The sequence below is a fragment of the Lonsdalea quercina subsp. quercina genome (assembly GCF_000688655.1).
Lineage (GTDB): Bacteria > Pseudomonadota > Gammaproteobacteria > Enterobacterales > Enterobacteriaceae > Lonsdalea > Lonsdalea quercina.
Genome location: NZ_JIBO01000006.1, coordinates 279,278 through 296,182, shown reverse-complemented (window position 1 = coordinate 296,182; position 16,905 = coordinate 279,278). Strand labels below are relative to the sequence as shown.

Here is a 16,905-nt window from a genome sequence, read left to right as displayed (position 1 = left end):
TAGATGAACACGATGACAGGGTCGTCATCCGGTTCACCACACTCTCAACGACCCTTATTCACTGGAGATAACAACATGTTTGGACTTTCAAGTGCCGCATCCCTGGCCTCAATGCAGACTCTGGATAAAACCATGGCGGAAACCACCGCCATGACCACGGCGGCTCAGAGCCAGAAAATGAAAACGGATGCGATGAACTCCATCGCCGATATGCAGATGGACTCTGCATCCAAAGCGATGAACGCCAGCACCAAAACTGCGAAGTCGATCCAGTTCTGATCGCCGTTATCGCTAATCGAATGGCCGGGGGATTCCCCCGGTTTTTTATAGGNGAAATTTCATCGGTAAGAGGCAGAAACAGGATGAAAATTTCTCAGATTTCAGGTGCGAGCCACGCCTTGTCGGGCATGGACGGACAAGACGCGACGACGGCGCCCGCGGCGGAAGACGTATCGTGGTTTAGCACGGCGATCTCGCCCGGCGCGACGGCGAATGAGCCGGAAAAGGGCAATGCCGTCTGGATTGATGCGCTGGCTGGCCGTTCCAGCCATCTCGACGGGCTTAGGCAGAAAGCCGAACGACAGGTCGGAAAAAGCATTAATAGTAATAATCCCAAGGATGTGATGGACGCTACACGGACACTGTCTTCGTTTTATCTCGAGAGTTTGCTCAACGCGAAAGTCGTGGCAAAAAGCGTTCAAAGTATTGAAAAGATTACTAATTTACAGTGAGGTTGAAGTCATGCGTCACTGCGCGCTTAAACGCGGGTTGCTCCTGCTGCTCATCTGGATTCTGGCGGGATGCGGCGACCGAGTGGAGCTGTATCGCAATCTGTCGGAAAACGATGCCAACGAGGTGATTGCTGAACTTGGCAGTTATCACATCGATGCTGAGAAAAGCATCGATAAAACCGGCATTACGTTGCTGATCGACGCCTACGATATCGAGCGAGCGGTGAATATTCTGAATGCCGCCGGGCTGCCGAGGCAGAACCGAACCAATCTGGGCGAGGTCTTTCAGAAAACCGGGGTTATCTCAACACCGCTGGAAGAGCGGGCGCGCTACATCTATGCGTTGTCGCAAGAAGTGGAGTCCACGCTTAGCCAGATCGACGGCATTGTGGTCGCCCGCGTGCACGTGGTCCTGCCGGAGCGTATTGCCCCCGGCGAGCCGATTCAACCCGCCTCGGCGGCTGTTTTCATCAAACATCGCGCTGATCTGGATCCGGACAGCATCAGGCCGCGCATTCGGCGCATGGTCGCCAGCAGTATTCCGGGACTGAGCGGAAAAAGCGACAAAGATCTGTCCATCGTTTTTTCTCTGGCTAAGCCCTATCAGGACAGCGTGGAAACTGTCTCGCTGGGACCGCTGAAGCTGACGCCGCAAGGGGTCAATCACCTCCAGTGGGCCGGTTTTTTTCTGGCATTGGTGATAGCCGGGGGCGTGGGCGGACTGATGGCGAAGCCCTGGTGGCGGCAACAGCAAGCGCGTAAAAAGCCGACGACGCAGGAGTCCTGACCGATGACGCTCCTTGAGGGAATGAGCCGGGAGTCGCAGTTGAGATGGGTCCGCTGGTGGGCCTACGGCTGCATTCTGGAGGCGGACGGCAGCTGGCAGGTTGATGCCGGGCTGGCGGGAGGGCGAACGGCGATGGAGAGTCTGTCCCTGCATCAGCATTCGTGTATGCGCGCGCGTTGGAGCCTGCCGGAAAGCCTGCCGGATCCCCCCTCGGAGACGTTGTGGGCACTGATTGCCCTGACGCCGGACCAGCGCGTCTGGGCGCTTGAGCTGATCGCGTCCGTCTGCCGTGCGCCGGAGCGTCCCCTGCCGCCGGCGCCGGCGCAATGGTGCCGGCGGCTGGCGAAAGCGCTGCGCCCTGGACTCTGGCTGCCCGAAAACCTGAGTTTTACCGCACGGCGGCAGAGCGATGCGCTTTGCCTGCTGAGGCATTGTTTATCCGCAGCCGCTTGGCCGCGTGTTCGACTGCTGTTTCCCCGCTCATGGAGCGTCGGTGTTGAGGAGACGCCCGCAGCGGCGTTGCCCGTAAGTCGAGTGAACGCGCTGTGCGACGCTGCGATATGGAAAGCGCGCCTTAGCGCTGCGCCGGACGGTGACGACGTCGGCGTGTTTGTTCGTCATAGAAGAGAGGCTTGAGTGAAATGGAAAAAAGGGAATCTGTATGCTGACACGAAAACAATTGAAGCTAGTTACGGGTAGGGATACCGAGGAAGACACGGTCATCAAAGCGGACCGACTACAGCAGCATCAATGTGGGAATCAGGTGATTGAGACCGCCGAACGGCAAGCGAAGGCGTTGTTGGCGGCTGCTGAGAACCGGGCGGAGACCGAGGNAGGGCGGACGATTCGGCAGGCCGAGGCGCGTTTTATGCAACAGGCGGACGACATCCTGCGCGGATGGCAACAGGAAAGGGCGCAGATGGAGGCCTTTATGGCCGAACAGGCGGGTCAGGTGCTGAATGATGCGATGCGCCAACTGGTGCAAGACGTACCGGACGAGCAGCGTACCTCCGCGTTACTGCGCCAGCTATTGCGCCATCAGAGCGGCGAAGGGCGCGGTGTGCTCTATTGTCATCCCGAGCAGCAGGCGCAGGTCGCGAACTGGCTGGAAAACCACACGCATTTGGGATGGCAATTAGCCACCGACGACGTATTGAATAAAGATGAACTGCAGCTTATGACGCCTCAGGGCGTCATGAACCTGAGCTGGCGCCGGGCGGTGGAACAGCTGATCCCTGCGCCTGCTTCTACGCCTTAGCCTGCACGGCCGTCGCGTGGCGTCGAACTTCCCGACGCCTCATCGGCTAAGCGCCCATCGGCCCCCGCATGCTGATGGGATGCCGATCCTTTGAGCATGATTTGGAAGGATCGGCGTGGCGGGNGTTCTGCCCCAATCCTTTGATGTAGTGCCTCCTCGTTCGAACTTTTTCCCTCCTCTGGAACCACCGCGAATGGTTGACCACCTAATGGCAGGTTCAACAACTACAGGAGTACGCATCATGTCTTCGTCGGTGGGAATACAGCGTCGGCTGGATACCGCGTTTGTCGATGCCCAGTCGCAGCTGGATGCGATGGCGCTGAATGTGGCGGAAGAGGGCGCAAACATGGCGGACAGTCATGCTTTTTTTGAAGCCAGCATGGACTACGCCAACGCCAACTGGGCGACCGGACAGCTACTGAGCGTCAAACACGGTCTGGCCAAGGCCATCATCAATGACTTCAACTGAGCTGATCCACCTCATTGAACACTGGCTGAACAGCGTGGACGGCCCGCTCTCGCTTGATATCGACGGCGGGCCGGTTTTGCTGACCCGCTATCCGCGCGGCATCGGCTGTTCGGCGCGGTTGACGACTGGGAAGGAGGTAGACGATGCCTTACTGCCGCGGGCGCTGGTGTTTTCAACCGCCTCGCTGCAGCGCTTTGGCTGGCAGGCGGCCGCGCTGGCCTACGCCGAAGCGGACAAACAGCTCTGGCTACTGATGCGCCACGAGCCGGATGAGCCTCAGGCGCTTTGCCGCGCGCTGGAAAACTTGGTGAATCAGCGGGATGCCTGGCAGGGACTGTTGTTCCCGGAACGCCGCAAAACCGACCTCCCGGTCACTAACCTACACACGCTGGCCTGGTCGCAAGGAGATTGGCATGCGTAACCTGATCTGTTCATTTCTATTCGCTCTTTATCGTCTGTTGTGCTGGTCGCTGGTGGCGATCGGGATGGTGCCGTTAGCGCATGCCGCCACGCCGTCGTCGTGGAATAAGGGCGCTTATGCCTATTCGGCGGAAAAGGCGCCGCTATCGCAGGTATTACAGGGTTTTGCCGACAGTCACGGTGTTGAACTGAGGCTTGGTGAACTTTCTGATAGCGAGGTCAACGGTAAAATTCGGGCCGACAGTCCGGTGGCCTTTCTCGACCGGCTGGCGCTGGAACACCATTTTCAATGGTTTGTGTACAGCAACACGCTGTATGTCAGTCCACAGGACGAACAAACGTCGGNGAGTCTGGAGATCTCGCCGGAAGCCGTGCCCGATCTGAAGCAGGCACTGACCGGTATCGGTCTGCTCGACCCGCACTTTGGCTGGGGGGAGTTGCCGGAGGAGGGCGTGGTGCTGGTCACCGGGCCTCAGGAGTACGTCAATCTGGTTAGCGGCTTCGCTCGTAAACGCGAAAGNCGGCAAGAGCGCCACAAGGTGATGAATTTTCCGTTGCGCTTCGCTGCGGTATCCGACCGCACAATTCACTATCGCGACCAGACGCTGGTGATCCCAGGCGTCGCCACTATTTTGAACGAGTTAATGGATGGCAATCGGACTCCGCCCGTCGGGGCAACGGCCGCCGATAGCGGGGCTAATGCAACGGCTGGGGGCGAACCAGCCACCGGCTACTCCAACAAAGCGCTGGAGAGCGAATCGCGCAACGTGCTAACGCGCTGGGCAACGCGCACGCCTCTCCGCAGCCGTGCCGGCAAAGCGGCGCTTGATGGCAAGGTGTCTGCCGACGTGCGCAATAACGCGTTGTTGATTCGGGATGACGAGAAACGACGTCCGGAATATCAGCAACTCATCGACAGCATCGATATTCCGCAAAATCTGGTCAATATCGATGCGGTTATCCTCGACGTCGACCGCACGGCGCTTTCAAGGCTGGAAGCGAACTGGCAGGGCAAGTTGGGATCGGTGACCGGCGGCGCCAGTCTGATGTCCGGCTCCAGCACGCTGTTCGTCAGCGATTTCAAGCGTTTCTTCGCCGATATTCAGGCGCTGGAAGGCGAAGGCACCGCCTCGATTGTGGGGAATCCCTCGGTGCTGACGCTGGAAAATCAGCCTGCGGTGGTGGACTTCAGCCGGACCGCCTTTATTACCGCGACCGGCGAACGGGTGGCCGACATACAGCCGGTCACGGCGGGCACCAGCCTACAGGTGACGCCGAGGGTGATCGGTAAAGGCGACCAGAGCAGCATCCAGCTGGTAATCGACATCGAGGACGGACAGCTGGAGACGAACGCGGAGGGCAATGCCGCTGGTGTGAAGCGCGGGACGGTCAGCACACAGGCGCTGATTGGCGAAAACCGCGCGCTGGTGCTGGGCGGTTTTCACGTCGAGGAGAGCGGCGATCGGGACCGAAGGGTGCCGTTACTAGGCGATATCCCGTGGGTTGGCAAATTGTTCNCCTCCCGGCGGCATGAGGTTTCCCGACGCGAGCGACTGTTTATCCTCACGCCGCATCTCATTGGCGACCAGAACGATCCCACCCGTTATGTTTCTCAGGATAATCGCCAGCAGCTACAGGCCGTAATGGGGCGCGTCACGCAGCGCAACAGCAAAACCGATCTCTACGGCATGGTGGAGAATGCGCTGCGCGATCTGGCCAGCGGTCAGACGCCCGCCGGATTTCACGCCGATAGCGCGGGCAGTCGCCTGAATGAGGTCTGCCGAAGCGCGCGCGGTTTGGCTTACGAAAGCGGCCGTCACCAGTGGTACAGCAATGATGCCGTCACGCTGGCGGTTGGCGTGGTGAAAAACCGCGGGTTGCAGCCACTGCGTTTCGATGAGGCTACCTGCCAGGGGCGTCGCACGCTGGCGGTCGCGGCCTGGCCAAGAACGACATTGACGCCGGGACAGTCGACCGAAGTGTACCTTGCGCTGCTGCCGGCCCGTCTGGCTGCGCCGACGCGTCCTTCCCTGATCCAACCCTGATGCTTCAAGGAGAAAAGCATGTATCCCAAGTTGTTCTCGTGCTGTTTGGCGCTGTTGCTGAGCGCCTGTGCGGCTAAAACGCCGACGGCCCAGTGTGCGGACGTTTCCTGTCGTCCCCAGCCGGAAAACCATCAACTAGTGATCTGGTGGCAGCCGGACCTGCGCACTGGCGTGGCTGATTTTACTCAGGTTGCGCTGCCATGACGGAGAGTAGGTTAATCGATGTTGAGAACGGCGCGGCGTTTATCGCCGCCATGAACCGGCAGCAGCCGACTCGTTGGCTGGCGCAGTCCGGCATTGAACTGCGGTTCCAATTCGGGGAACTCGATGGCTGGGCGCTGGAGCTGTCGATTGAGCCGGGCAGGCAATATCCCGGACTGTTGCGACAGATTTTGAGTCGTCGCTACGACCGTGACGCCGAGACCGAAGGCGCCCATATCTTCCTGCGGGAAACCAACGTGCTGACGATTGGATGGCTGCTTCGGCAACCGGCCGTGGAATATCCGCAGGTGGTGCGTGAGCTGTTTCAACTGGCGGGCGTGGAGTGTGAAGCGCTGGAAAGAACGGATTGATGGCGAGGAAACCATCACAAAGAGGAACTGTTTGACGCTTTGGGTCACTTATTTAGCAGTATCGCGCAGGCGTTTGCCGCAGGTACCGGCGTTATGACGCAGCGTTGCGCACGTCATAGCAGGACATTGCCACGACTCATCAAATGGATAAGGAAATAGCATGATTCAAATATCAATCAAGACCACGCCTGGCGCGGATTTCGGATCTCAAACCTCGGGGGTTGATAGTTACCGATCTCTGTCCGGCGGGACGGAAACACAGGGCGGCAGCGCCGATCAACTGAGCAGCACCCTCGATAAGCTGGCCGACCTGCTGACGGCTCTGATGTTTGCCAGCAAAGGTCAGTCCGATAATACGCAGAGTGGTTTGCAGACCGGCGGCACCGGGACGAAAAGCGGACTGTCTCCCATCGACACCCAAAATACGGAAGCCGTCGATAAACTGTTTGCCAAGGCGCTGGAGAATCTGCTCGGCAGCGATACGGTCAATTCGCTGAGTCAGAGCGGCAATAGCGGTGCGCTGCTGAGCGACAGTCAGGCGACCCCGGCCAACAAAGCGGCCTATAGCCAGGGGGTGAAAGATGCGCTGACGCTACTGCTGGGGAATAACGCAGGCGGCAGCGCTGGTACGTCGTCTTCACTATCGCTGGGCGGCAACGGTCTTCAGGGACTGAGCACGACCTCTGACTTCACCCAGTTGGGGAACGCGGTCGGTTCCGGGGTCGGCAAAAATGCCGGTTTGCAGGCGCTGAATAATATCGACACTCATCGGGACGGCGTGGATCGCAATTTCGTCAACAAAGAGGATCGCGGCACGGCCAAGATCATCGGTCAGCTCATGGACCAGTATCCTGAAATTTTTGGCAAACCGGAGTACCAGAAGGATAACGCCTCGTCGCCGGTCCAGGACGACAAAAGCTGGGCGCAGGCGCTGAGCAAGCCGGATGACGACGGAATGACCAGTGAAAGTATGGATAAGTTTAAACAGGCCGTCGGTATGGTGAAAAGCGTGCTGGGAGGCGATAACGGCAACACCAATCTGAATCTGCGCGGCGCGGGCGGTTCCCTGCTGGGTATCGATGCGGCGGTCGCCGGAGAGAAGATCACCCNCCTGTCGCTGTCAGAGCTGACGGCCTAACCGCAGGTTGGCGGAGGGTAACGTTGGAAGCCTTGTTCTCCGAGAGACGTCGTGGTGCGTTTGCCGAGCAGCGGTAAAAGCGCAGCGGTGCAGTCTGAGGGCGACGGGAAGGCGGGGACATTTTCTGGCCTGCCGTTCAGTTCTTCACCCCGGGTCAGCCGGGGTGTTCTTCATGCGGCGCGAGCGATGTGCGATTGTCATCGATGCACATCGCGCTCGGACGCGGAGTTGTCAGGGAACGGGGGCTATATGACGGGGATCTAAATTTCAAACCCCGGCGCGACTTCCTTGATGGGTTTTTTGCACTCTTCCAACTGAGACGCCTGTGGATTTTTGGCAGAACAGTCGGGTTTGAAGGGATTAAGGGTGTCGCGATAAAGATAGATGAGCAACAGCAGTAAAATAAGGGCGATTCGGCGGAATCGTTTGTTTTTTTTCATGGCGTGGTCGTTAATTCGTTTTACGTGATGTTAACATTTTACAAAAGCTGAAAGGCATTGTCTCCTCGCTTTCTCCTCTTCATCTCTTCGCGGCCGAAGGCGAAACTCGGCCCGGACTTCTATTTCGAACAATTCAAAAACTGTGCAAGGTCAAAAAAACAGCGTTTTTTTTGGGGTTGACGAAAAGTCGCGTCATCTACCTGAAGCCGGGAAACTTGGCATAGGGTAACATGGCGTTGATAAGTCGACTTTTTCCGAACAAAGTAAAAAATAAGTTATATAAAAAATGTGCTTATGATTAAATTGCATTTATATGGCAGAGATTTATGCCGTTGTAGTTGATGTAGTAGTCTGTCATTGCAAGAAACGTCCAAACATAAGATGTCGTGCGCACTATTCAATTTGGAATGGGATAAATTATGAAATTGCAACAGCTTCGTTATATTGTTGAAGTTGTTAATCACAACCTGAACGTATCCTCTACAGCGGAAGGCCTTTACACCTCCCAGCCGGGCATCAGTAAACAAGTCCGGATGCTGGAAGATGAGTTGGGGATTCAGATTTTTGCACGCAGCGGGAAGCATTTAACACAGGTGACGCCTGCCGGGCAGGAGATTATCCGTATTGCTCGGGAGGTGCTGTCCAAGGTCGAAGCCATTAAAGCGGTCGCTGGTGAGCATACCTATCCCGATAAGGGGTCGCTGTATATCGCCACCACACATACTCAGGCGCGCTACGCATTACCAGATGTGATCAAAGGTTTTATCGACCGCTACCCGCGCGTGTCTTTACATATGCATCAAGGCTCGCCCACGCAAATCGCGGAAGCGGTGGCAAAAGGATCGGCCGACTTCGCCATTGCCACCGAAGCGCTGCATCTGTATGAAGATCTGATCATGTTGCCTTGCTATCACTGGAATCGCGCCGTGGTAGTCAAGCCCGATCATCCGTTGGCGTCCAAAACCAACATCACTATTGAAGAGCTGGCGGCTTACCCGATTGTAACGTACACCTTTGGGTTTACGGGACGTTCAGAACTGGACACGGCATTTAACCGCGCCGGTCTGACGCCGCGGATCGTCTTCACCGCAACGGATGCCGACGTCATTAAAACCTACGTACGTCTGGGACTCGGCGTGGGGGTTATCGCGAATATGGCGGNCGACCCGCAGACGGAACCCGATCTGGTCAAACTGAATGCCGACGATATCTTCAGTTACAGCACGACGAAAATCGGTTTTCGGCGCAGCACTTTCCTGCGTAGCTACATGTACGACTTTATCCAGCGTTTTGCCCCTCATTTGACGCGTGATGTGGTGGATACCGCCATCGCGCTGCGCTCGAATGAAGAGATCGAAGCGATGTTCAAAGAGGTGGTATTGCCCGTCAAATAACCGCGCAGTGTCTCTCACGGCCAAAGGATTCACTCCTGGCCGTGATAACCCTTCCTCAGACGTCGACCTTCTCTTTGTATTCGCAGAGATCTTCTATCAAGCAGGAACCGCAGCGCGGTTTGCGGGCGACGCAGGTGTAGCGCCCATGCAGGATAAGCCAGTGATGGCAATCTACCTTAAATGCCGCCGGCACGACCTTCAGCAGTTTTTCCTCAACCAGCTCCACCGTCTTACCGGGCGCAAAACCGGTACGGTTGCACACGCGGAAAATGTGAGTGTCGACGGCGATGGTCGGCCAGCCGAACGCGGTATTCAGCACCACATTCGCCGTCTTTCTGCCGACGCCGGGGAGGGCTTCCAATGCTGCCCGATTTTCAGGCACCTGCCCCTGGTGATGTTCAATCAGCATTCGACAGGTTTTGATCACGTTTTCCGCTTTGCTATTAAACAACCCAATCGTCTTGATATAACTTTTCACGCCATCCACACCCAGCGCCAGCATGGCTTCGGGCGTATTGGCGACCGGGTAAAGCTTGGCGGTCGCTTTATTCACGCTGACATCCGTGGCCTGCGCCGAGAGCAGAACGGCAATCAACAGTTCGAAGGGCGAGGTGTAATGTAGCTCGGTCCTCGGTTCAGGGTTGTTTTCCCTTAATCGCGTCAGTATGGCGAGTCGTTTTTCTTTATTCATAGTGATGCAGTAAAGCCTTCTTCAAAGACCGCAATGGCGTGTGTGCTGGGATCGCTGCATTCACGACGACATTCCAGAACGGCGAGATTGTCGCTCAGCGCCAGCATTATAGCGTTCAACATTACTGAGACGATATTCGGGGTTGCGTGAGACGATCAATCAAGGGAACAGCAAGATTTCCCAACAACACCGCGAAAGCCACCCCTTCAGGATAACCGCTGTAGGTACGGATAACCCAAACCAACGCACCGGTCAGTGCGCCGAACAGGAGACGCCCTTTATCCGTCGTCGCCGAGGTGACGGGATCGGTGACGATGAAAAAAGCAGCCAGTAATGTAAAGCCAGAAAACAGATGCAGCGACAATGGGGCGCAGATTTCCGGTTGAAGCTGTCGACCTGCGAGCGCGCAGAACGACAGCGCCAGTAAAAAGCTCACGGGGATCTGCCAGCGAATGACGCCCCGGGCCAGCAGTAACAGGCCGCCGACCAGGAAAGCCAGATTGATCCACACCCAACGCAATGAAGCGGAAAACCCGTTGAACAGGATGTGGTCGAATAGCTTGGCAAGCGGTTCTCCCGCAGGGAGTGTGGCGACACCCGTATTGAACGCAAGAGACGGGACTGTGAAGAGGTCGAACGATGCAAACGCGCGTTGACCGGAGAACAGGGTCTGTAGCGTGCTGATCACATCTTGGGGGGCGCCCGCTGAGAAACCATGGAGTATCGAGGTGGGGAATGCCAGCACCAGCAGGACATAGCCCGTCATCGCGGGGTTAAGACGATTGTGTCCCAACCCCCCGGAGAGCTGTTTCACGCTGACGGCCACCGACGTGGCAAGAATGGCCCACCACCAAGGCGCCAGCGGCGGCAGAATAATACCGAGCAGCACCGCAGTCAAAAGCCCTGAGTTGTCCTTAGGCGTAGCCGCGACGGGCTGTTTTCTAAGTGACAATGTCACTCCCTCGACGACAAACGCCGTCACTATGGCCAGCATTATCTGAATGATCGTGCCGTAGCCGAAAAAATAACTCTGTACGGCGATACCCGGCACGCAGGTCAAAATCACCCATCGCATCATGCCGGAGGTCGTCTGCCGTTGATGCAATAACGGCGCGCTCGCAATTCTGAAAGCCATTTATTCCTCTTGAGACTTAGGTTGCGTTTGAGATCTCTGTGATGCCTGCGCGGCCTTGCGGGCTTTAACCCGAGCGATAGCGGCGGCTACGGCGGCTTTGCGGGGATCGTTTTCCGTTCCGGCATTCAGCGGCGCTTGGGTGTTCATCTCCTCGGCTGCGNCCGGTGAGGCGTCAGGCGAAGACGCCTGCTGCTGCGCGGCCTTGCGGGCTTTAACGCGGGCGATAGCGGCGGCTACGGCGGCCTTGCGGGGATCGTTTTCCGTTCCGGCATTCAGCGGCGCTTGGGTATTCATCTCCTCGGCTGCGACCGGTGAGGCGTCAGGCGAAGACGCCTGCTGCTGCGCGGCCTTGCGGGCTTTAACCCGAGCGATAGCGGCGGCCACGGCGGCTTTGCGGGGATCGTTTTCCGACGGGCGGGTCGGCATAGCATCGGCAGTCGGCGCGGGCTGATGAGTCGTGGCTGCTGCTGGCGGTTGCGTCACCTTAACTTCAGCCTGAAGCGCTTTAGCGCGTTCAATGGCGGCCATGACGGCGGCACCGGGTTTGCCAGAGGTGATGCTGGTCGTCCCCAAAGCAGGCTTGACGTCCACCGATGGCGCAGTTTGCGTCTTCGGTGCAGGCGCGACAGGCGTTGCGGCTCGTTGATGTCGCTGTTCCCGTGCCTGTTTTTCACGCTCCAACCGGGCTTTTTTCGCGACAAAACGCGCTTTGGCGGCGGCGGCGCGCAGGGCTTCCTGTTCCCACGACTGAATCTCAGCTTTCGACTGACGAAAGTATTGCACCAGTGGTATATGGCTGGGGCAAACATAGGCGCACGCGCCGCATTCGATACAGGCGGACAAGCGATGCTGGCGCGCCTGTTCATGGTCTTCGTCGCGGATCAATTTGAACAGCTGTTGCGGCTGGAGGCCCGTAGGACAGGCGTCGGCACATTCGCCGCAGCGGATACAGGACTGCTCCTCCGTCTCGGGCTGAATTTCATCTTGTGACGGCGCCAGTATCGCGCTGCTGCTCGGGAGGATCGGGACATCCAGCTCCGGCAGCGTGAATCCCGTCATCGGACCGCCCACGATCACCGTGGGTTGTCCGCGGGTCACCCGATAGCCGGCTTGACGCAGAAGAAAGCGAACCGGCGTACCGAGTCGCGCCCAGACATTGCCTGGCTGTTGAAGCGCCTGACCCGCTACCGTCACCACTCGCTCTGTCAACGGCTCGCCGTTAATCACCGCGCGTTTCACGGCGTAAAGGGTGCTGATGTTCTGCACCGAGACGCCCACATGGGTGGAAGGCTGGCCGTCGTGGAGGATTTTGCCGGTGAGTATTCGCGTCAGCACGGCGGCATCGCTGGAGGGGTAGCGGGTAGGGATGACCCGGATTTGTACGCGCGACGACGCGTTCAACGCCTGTTTTAACGCAGCAATAGCCTGTGGCTTATTATCTTCGATCCCCAATAAAATACGTTGAGGCGCAAAGAGGCGATCGAGAATGTCGATACCGACGGCCAGATCGGCCGCGCACTCTTGCATCAAGCGGTCATCGGCAGTGAGGTAAGGTTCCGACTCGGCGGCATTGATGATGAGTGTGTCAATGTCGCACGGTGTCTCTGGCCAAGGGGACTCTGTGGCATATCCGATGCTGCCAAGGCCCGTGATCCCCGCTTGATGCAGATGATCCCGCAGCGTCTGCGGCGCGATCTGGCGATAGTTCGGCAAGGGGCGTCGTTCCACCCAACGATCGGCGCCGTCGGGTGTCAGGATCAGGCTCAGCACCGGCAGCCCGGACGGATGCGTGGCGGTATGATAGCGGACAGCCTGTATCGTGCCGGATGTGGGGGCATGTATCGGCACCGTTGTGCCGAGACTTCGCGTCAGCGGCTGGCCGCGCAATACCTGCTCTCCGACCTGTACGCACAGATCGCTGTCCGGTCCCAGATGGGCCTGAAGTGGAATAATTAGTCGGTCAGGCAGCGGCAGTCGACGCAGTGGTATCTGATTCGACGGCGATTTCATTTGCGGCGGGCGAACGCCGCCCTTCATGGGCCAAATGCGATTTTTCCCGAAGGCAGTCAGTAAATTAAACATGATGCCCCCCCTGTAAAACGCGCACCGGGATCGTGTTCAGGTCCCAGTTCCAGCTGTCGGGGGTCGGTTTGACCGGGTCCAGCGCAATGCAGTCGGTCGGGCAGGGGGAAACACACAGATTGCAGCCGGTACAGAGTTCGCTGACGACGGTATGCATAGCACGTGCGGCGCCGACAATGGCATCCACCGGGCAGGCCTGAATACATTTGGTGCAGCCGATGCAACGGCTTTCGTCAATGCGTGCGACCTGGCGTTCTGGCTTGCCCGGCATCGCATCATCCGGCAAGGGCTGCGGTTCTACGTTCATCTGCTCAGCCAGCTTATGCATCAGAGGTTCGCCCCCCGGCACGCATTTATTGATCTGTTCGCCGTCGTGAATCATGGCTTCCGCATAGGGACGGCAGCCCGCGTAACCGCATTGGCGGCACTGGGTCTGCGGGAGCAGATCTTCCAGCTGTTCAACGGAGGGGGGGGGGTGCCGCAGAGTACGTCGGCGTGAGGCGTAGCCGAGCATCAAACTCGCCGTCAGCGTCAGTGCGCCGAGTGCGGCTATCGTCATCCAAAAATTCATCATCACCATTTCACCAGTCGGGTAAAGCCCGTAAGAGCCGACACGTTCGCCAAAAGGCGCCAACCGGTAGTCGCGGGTATTCGCTCATACAGTACTTACAAAATAAAATCGCCATATTATCCGGTATTGTCCCAGGTTCGACAACCTGAACGCCCGTCATCGACGGCTGCCGGAGACTGAACGTCTAACTTGTGCTCGCAGGCCAGTCTGGGGAGACGATCGAACGATGAAGAGTAGAAGAGGCGATGATGTGTGTGACGGGGAGTGCATGCCCCTTCGTGACAGGATAGGCGCGGGTCAGGCGCCCCGTTATGAGACGAAACGCCTGAGGTTGATACGTCTTTACTGACGCATTAGCGAGACTCGCCGTTGCGGCGAATGAGCTGTTGATACCAGAAAAAGCTCTTCTTACGTTTACGGGCCAGTTGATGCTGATGGTCGACATACACGAATCCGTACTGCTTCTGGAAGCCGTTCAACCAGCTCAGCAGGTCGATGAATGACCAAGGGTAGTAGCCCCGAACGTCGGCGCCTTGCGCAATCGCCTCCCCGACGGCATCGATGTGCTGACGCAGATAGTCGATACGGTCGTCGTCCACGATGTCGCCATTCACGATGGGGTCTTTGGCGCCCAAACCGTTCTCGGTGATGTATATCGGGATATCACCGTAGCGCTCCTTGATATTCATGATGCCCTCGGTCAGTCCCTGGGGATAAATTTCCCAGTCCCAGTCGGTGTAGACCCCGTTAGGATTACGCACGAATTTGAACAGATCTTTAAACCCAAACTCGTTTCCGGCCTGATGCGCACTGCCTTTTTGGCCCGTGGTATTGATTTGCAGGCGCGATTCCCCATGATTCGCCGCCACCGTTTCCCGCTTGTAATAATTCAGGCCGATGAAGTCGCAGACGTTGTCGCGCAGCAGCGCTTCGTCGCCCGGTTCGAACACCGGCGCGCCGAGGCTTGACTGCGCCAGATGCAGCAACTCTATCGGATATTCGCCTCGTAATACCGGATCATATAACCAGTGGGTAAAAATCCCGTCCGCCAGCTGACACGCGGCGACGTTCTCCGGGGTGTCGTCGAGGGGGGTATTCGTTTGCAGTACGTTGACGAAACCGATTTTTCCGGTAATGCCGGACTGGCGGAAAGCGGCGACGGCGCGCGCATGGGCGATAAACACATGGTGGCAGGCTTGCAGAGCGCGGGCCGGGTTGCGAACACCGGGGGGATGAGCGCCGGTTATGTACCCGAAGCCGATAAAGCAGATGGTTTCATTGAACGTCGACCACAGCTTGACGCGGTCGCCGTAGCGCTGGTAGCAGAGGCGGGCATACTCCTCGAAAGCATCGATCGTCTGACGGGATTCCCAGCCGCCTTGATCTTGCAGCGCCTGCGGCAAATCCCAGTGATAAAGCGTGATCATGGGCTGGATGCCGTGCTCCAGCAGCGCATCGATCAACGCACTATAAAACGCGACGCCCGCTTCATTGATCCTGCCGCGTCCTTCGGGAAGCAGTCGTGGCCAGGAGAGGGAGAAGCGATAGCTCTTCAAGCCCAGCTCCGCCATCAGAGCGACATCTTCACGGAATCGGTGATAGTGATCGACGGCGATGTCGCCGTTGGTCCCTTCAAAGGTGGTGCCGGGCAGATGAGAGAACGTATCCCAAATCGATGGGCCTTTGCCCTCGGCGTCGTGTGCGCCTTCGACCTGATAGGCTGCGGTGGCGGCGCCCCATAAGAAATCTTTCGGAAATGTGGCCATAAAAACCTCGCTCTTGGATGGCTTTAACTCACTGATGAGGAGTGTAGGCGGGTTGAATTCTATGTTGCAACCGGTTTCTGAAACCGGTTTCTTTTTTCGGGATGAAATTGTGATCGTACTCACATCACTTGATCACGCGACCGCCCAGATGGTCGTGTATAAAGCCTGAACAGAAGGAACAGGCAAGAGAGGGGCGGCGTATTGATGGCGTTATCCGATAATTCTGTAAAGCTCGCGGTGGNATACTGGCCGTTCCATTACAACGGGAAAAGCCTGTCGCTCAGGCTGGGGGAATGATTTATGGCAGATACCATTCGTGTCGGATTGTTGGGATATGGCTATGCGAGCAAGACGTTTCATGCACCGCTCATTGCCGCAACGCCTGGGATGACATTGGTGGCGGTATCAAGTCGGCATCCGGAAAAGGTGCATGAAGATTGGCCGTCTGTGCGGGTAGCCGAGAAACCGGAAGGGTTATTCGACGACCCGGAAATCGATCTCATCGTGATACCCACGCCGAACGATACGCACTTTCCCCTGGCAAAACGCGCACTGGAGGCAGGCAAGCATGTGGTGGTGGATAAACCGTTTACCGTCACGCTGTCTCAGGCTTATGAGCTGCATCAGGTTGCCGTCCACATGGGAAAAGTGTTGTCCGTCTTCCACAACCGCCGCTGGGACAGCGATTTTCTGACCCTCAAACATCTGGTGCAAAGCGGTGTGTTGGGCGACGTGGTGTATATGGAATCCCACATCGATCGCTACCGTCCGGAAATTCGACAGCGCTGGCGTGAAGACGGCAGTGAGGGCAGCGGCATCTGGTACGACCTGGGACCCCATCTTATCGATCAGGCCTTGCAGCTGTTTGGCGCGCCGGTCGCCATTCATGCGGATCTCGCCCAACTGCGTCCTGGGGGGAAATCCGCCGACTACTTCCATGCGACATTGATTTATCCGCAGCGCCGCGTTGTATTGCACAGTACGTTGCTGGCTGTCGCGGAAACCGCACGCTACATCGTCCACGGCTGCCACGGCAGTTACGTGAAATATGGCCTCGACCCTCAAGAGGCGAAATTGAAGGCAGGACACATGCCGGATGACGATACGCTATGGGGACACGATGAACGCGATGGCGTGCTGATGCTGAACCGGGAAGGCTCGGCGGTGGAGGAAGCGGTGACGACAATCCCCGGTAATTACACGGCCTATTATGCCGCTGTTCGCGACGCGTTGAATGGTCAGGGTGAAAACCCGGTTCCGGTGACGCAGGCGATCAAAGTAATGGAATTGATCGAACTTGGGCTGATTTCCAATCAGAAAAAATGCGCGGTGACGCTAAAAAATAGCTAGCGTTGTGGGTATTTATTCCACATATTATCTCTCTATCTCACAGGCGATCTCAGGAT

General features: G+C 57.5%; 20 protein-coding genes. 13 read left to right on the top strand and 7 right to left on the bottom strand.

The features are described 5' to 3' along the window. The first annotated feature begins 75 nt into the window (after positions 1 to 75). The 11 genes from RZ35_RS06430 (at position 76) to RZ35_RS06380 (ending at position 7,420) form a co-directional block, all read left to right on the top strand. Positions 76 to 279 (top strand): hypothetical protein, encoded by a 204-nt coding sequence (locus RZ35_RS06430; protein ID WP_026740155.1) that lies wholly within the window; start codon positions 76 to 78, stop codon positions 277 to 279. A 128-nt stretch (positions 280 to 407) separates the two neighbouring features. Then, on the top strand, positions 408 to 731 hold the full coding sequence (locus RZ35_RS06425; protein WP_235195092.1) for an EscI/YscI/HrpB family type III secretion system inner rod protein: 324 nt from the start codon (positions 408 to 410) through the stop codon (positions 729 to 731). Between the two features lie 10 nt (positions 732 to 741). Beyond that, complete coding sequence (gene sctJ, locus RZ35_RS06420) at positions 742 to 1,518, top strand: type III secretion system inner membrane ring lipoprotein SctJ (protein ID WP_026742556.1); 777 nt, start codon at positions 742 to 744, stop codon at positions 1,516 to 1,518. Between the two features lie 3 nt (positions 1,519 to 1,521). Beyond that, entirely contained in the window at positions 1,522 to 2,154 is a 633-nt protein-coding gene (locus RZ35_RS06415; protein WP_139171478.1) for a protein kinase family protein, read from the top strand. Between the two features lie 25 nt (positions 2,155 to 2,179). Continuing rightward, positions 2,180 to 2,776 (top strand): type III secretion system stator protein SctL, encoded by a 597-nt coding sequence (gene sctL, locus RZ35_RS06410; protein WP_026742555.1) that lies wholly within the window; start codon positions 2,180 to 2,182, stop codon positions 2,774 to 2,776. Positions 2,777 to 3,017: 241 nt separating this feature from the next. Further along, a complete protein-coding gene (locus RZ35_RS06405; RefSeq protein WP_026742554.1) occupies positions 3,018 to 3,245 on the top strand; it encodes a serine kinase in 228 nt (75 codons plus the stop codon). Then, on the top strand, positions 3,232 to 3,666 hold the full coding sequence (locus tag RZ35_RS06400) for a type III secretion system chaperone (RefSeq protein WP_026742553.1): 435 nt from the start codon (positions 3,232 to 3,234) through the stop codon (positions 3,664 to 3,666). Before RZ35_RS06405 ends, RZ35_RS06400 begins: the two co-directional genes overlap by 14 nt. After that, positions 3,659 to 5,710 carry a type III secretion system outer membrane ring subunit SctC gene (gene sctC, locus RZ35_RS06395; protein ID WP_026742552.1) on the top strand — a complete coding sequence of 684 codons (2,052 nt, stop codon included), beginning with the start codon at positions 3,659 to 3,661 and terminating at the stop codon, positions 5,708 to 5,710. The genes RZ35_RS06400 and sctC overlap by 8 nt, the downstream gene beginning before the upstream one ends. Before the next feature lie 18 nt (positions 5,711 to 5,728). After that, positions 5,729 to 5,914, top strand: a complete 186-nt coding sequence (gene hrpT, locus RZ35_RS06390) for an HrpT family type III secretion system protein (RefSeq protein WP_026742551.1) — start codon at positions 5,729 to 5,731, stop codon at positions 5,912 to 5,914. After that, positions 5,911 to 6,282, top strand: coding sequence for a hypothetical protein (locus tag RZ35_RS06385; RefSeq protein ID WP_051625488.1), 372 nt, complete (start codon positions 5,911 to 5,913; stop codon positions 6,280 to 6,282). Before hrpT ends, RZ35_RS06385 begins: the two co-directional genes overlap by 4 nt. Before the next feature lie 160 nt (positions 6,283 to 6,442). After that, positions 6,443 to 7,420: a type III secretion protein HrpN gene (locus RZ35_RS06380; protein ID WP_099049248.1), complete on the top strand. Its 978-nt coding sequence runs from the start codon at positions 6,443 to 6,445 to the stop codon at positions 7,418 to 7,420. Positions 7,421 to 7,680: 260 nt separating this feature from the next. On the opposite strand, the gene RZ35_RS06375 is transcribed toward RZ35_RS06380, so the two are convergent. Continuing rightward, on the bottom strand, positions 7,681 to 7,860 hold the full coding sequence (locus RZ35_RS06375; RefSeq protein WP_026740146.1) for a hypothetical protein: 180 nt from the start codon (positions 7,858 to 7,860) through the stop codon (positions 7,681 to 7,683). A gap of 419 nt (positions 7,861 to 8,279) precedes the next feature. On the opposite strand from RZ35_RS06375, the gene cysB reads away from it, so the two are divergent. Next, complete coding sequence (cysB, locus tag RZ35_RS06370) at positions 8,280 to 9,254, top strand: HTH-type transcriptional regulator CysB (RefSeq protein ID WP_026742549.1); 975 nt, start codon at positions 8,280 to 8,282, stop codon at positions 9,252 to 9,254. A 55-nt stretch (positions 9,255 to 9,309) separates the two neighbouring features. Here the strand turns inward: cysB and nth are convergent, their stop codons facing one another. From nth to RZ35_RS06345, 6 genes are all read right to left on the bottom strand, one after another. Next, positions 9,310 to 9,945 carry an endonuclease III gene (gene nth, locus RZ35_RS06365; RefSeq protein WP_026742548.1) on the bottom strand — a complete coding sequence of 212 codons (636 nt, stop codon included), beginning with the start codon at positions 9,943 to 9,945 and terminating at the stop codon, positions 9,310 to 9,312. Continuing rightward, on the bottom strand, positions 9,942 to 10,067 hold the full coding sequence (locus RZ35_RS18445; protein ID WP_268748618.1) for a hypothetical protein: 126 nt from the start codon (positions 10,065 to 10,067) through the stop codon (positions 9,942 to 9,944). Before RZ35_RS18445 ends, nth begins: the two co-directional genes overlap by 4 nt. Then, positions 10,067 to 11,080 carry an RnfABCDGE type electron transport complex subunit D gene (locus tag RZ35_RS06360; RefSeq protein ID WP_026742547.1) on the bottom strand — a complete coding sequence of 338 codons (1,014 nt, stop codon included), beginning with the start codon at positions 11,078 to 11,080 and terminating at the stop codon, positions 10,067 to 10,069. The genes RZ35_RS18445 and RZ35_RS06360 overlap by 1 nt, the downstream gene beginning before the upstream one ends. After that, positions 11,081 to 13,117, bottom strand: a complete 2,037-nt coding sequence (rsxC, locus tag RZ35_RS06355; protein ID WP_455709699.1) for an electron transport complex subunit RsxC — start codon at positions 13,115 to 13,117, stop codon at positions 11,081 to 11,083. A gap of 37 nt (positions 13,118 to 13,154) precedes the next feature. Further along, positions 13,155 to 13,736: an electron transport complex subunit RsxB gene (gene rsxB, locus RZ35_RS06350; protein ID WP_026742546.1), complete on the bottom strand. Its 582-nt coding sequence runs from the start codon at positions 13,734 to 13,736 to the stop codon at positions 13,155 to 13,157. Between the two features lie 350 nt (positions 13,737 to 14,086). After that, positions 14,087 to 15,499, bottom strand: coding sequence for a GH1 family beta-glucosidase (locus RZ35_RS06345; protein ID WP_026742545.1), 1,413 nt, complete (start codon positions 15,497 to 15,499; stop codon positions 14,087 to 14,089). Between the two features lie 300 nt (positions 15,500 to 15,799). Between RZ35_RS06345 and RZ35_RS06340 the strand changes: the two genes are divergently transcribed. Continuing rightward, positions 15,800 to 16,849 carry an oxidoreductase gene (locus tag RZ35_RS06340; RefSeq protein WP_026742544.1) on the top strand — a complete coding sequence of 350 codons (1,050 nt, stop codon included), beginning with the start codon at positions 15,800 to 15,802 and terminating at the stop codon, positions 16,847 to 16,849. Positions 16,850 to 16,905 lie beyond the last annotated feature (56 nt).

Bases quoted from the DNA above. Each gene is read 5' to 3' on its own strand.
- RZ35_RS06430 (WP_026740155.1), top strand. From the start codon at position 76: ATGTTTGGACTTTCAAGTGCCGCATCCCTGGCCTCAATGCAGACTCTG.
- RZ35_RS06340 (WP_026742544.1), top strand. From the start codon at position 15,800: ATGGCAGATACCATTCGTGTCGGATTGTTGGGATATGGCTATGCGAGC.
- RZ35_RS18445 (WP_268748618.1), bottom strand. From the start codon at position 10,067: ATGTTGAACGCTATAATGCTGGCGCTGAGCGACAATCTCGCCGTTCTG.
- RZ35_RS06375 (WP_026740146.1), bottom strand. From the start codon at position 7,860: ATGAAAAAAAACAAACGATTCCGCCGAATCGCCCTTATTTTACTGCTG.
- hrpT (WP_026742551.1), top strand. From the start codon at position 5,729: ATGTATCCCAAGTTGTTCTCGTGCTGTTTGGCGCTGTTGCTGAGCGCC.
- RZ35_RS06425 (WP_235195092.1), top strand. From the start codon at position 408: ATGGACGGACAAGACGCGACGACGGCGCCCGCGGCGGAAGACGTATCG.
- RZ35_RS06345 (WP_026742545.1), bottom strand. From the start codon at position 15,499: ATGGCCACATTTCCGAAAGATTTCTTATGGGGCGCCGCCACCGCAGCC.
- nth (WP_026742548.1), bottom strand. From the start codon at position 9,945: ATGAATAAAGAAAAACGACTCGCCATACTGACGCGATTAAGGGAAAAC.
- RZ35_RS06415 (WP_139171478.1), top strand. From the start codon at position 1,522: ATGACGCTCCTTGAGGGAATGAGCCGGGAGTCGCAGTTGAGATGGGTC.
- RZ35_RS06385 (WP_051625488.1), top strand. From the start codon at position 5,911: ATGACGGAGAGTAGGTTAATCGATGTTGAGAACGGCGCGGCGTTTATC.
- sctJ (WP_026742556.1), top strand. From the start codon at position 742: ATGCGTCACTGCGCGCTTAAACGCGGGTTGCTCCTGCTGCTCATCTGG.
- RZ35_RS06400 (WP_026742553.1), top strand. From the start codon at position 3,232: ATGACTTCAACTGAGCTGATCCACCTCATTGAACACTGGCTGAACAGC.
- RZ35_RS06405 (WP_026742554.1), top strand. From the start codon at position 3,018: ATGTCTTCGTCGGTGGGAATACAGCGTCGGCTGGATACCGCGTTTGTC.
- RZ35_RS06360 (WP_026742547.1), bottom strand. From the start codon at position 11,080: ATGGCTTTCAGAATTGCGAGCGCGCCGTTATTGCATCAACGGCAGACG.
- rsxB (WP_026742546.1), bottom strand. From the start codon at position 13,736: ATGATGAATTTTTGGATGACGATAGCCGCACTCGGCGCACTGACGCTG.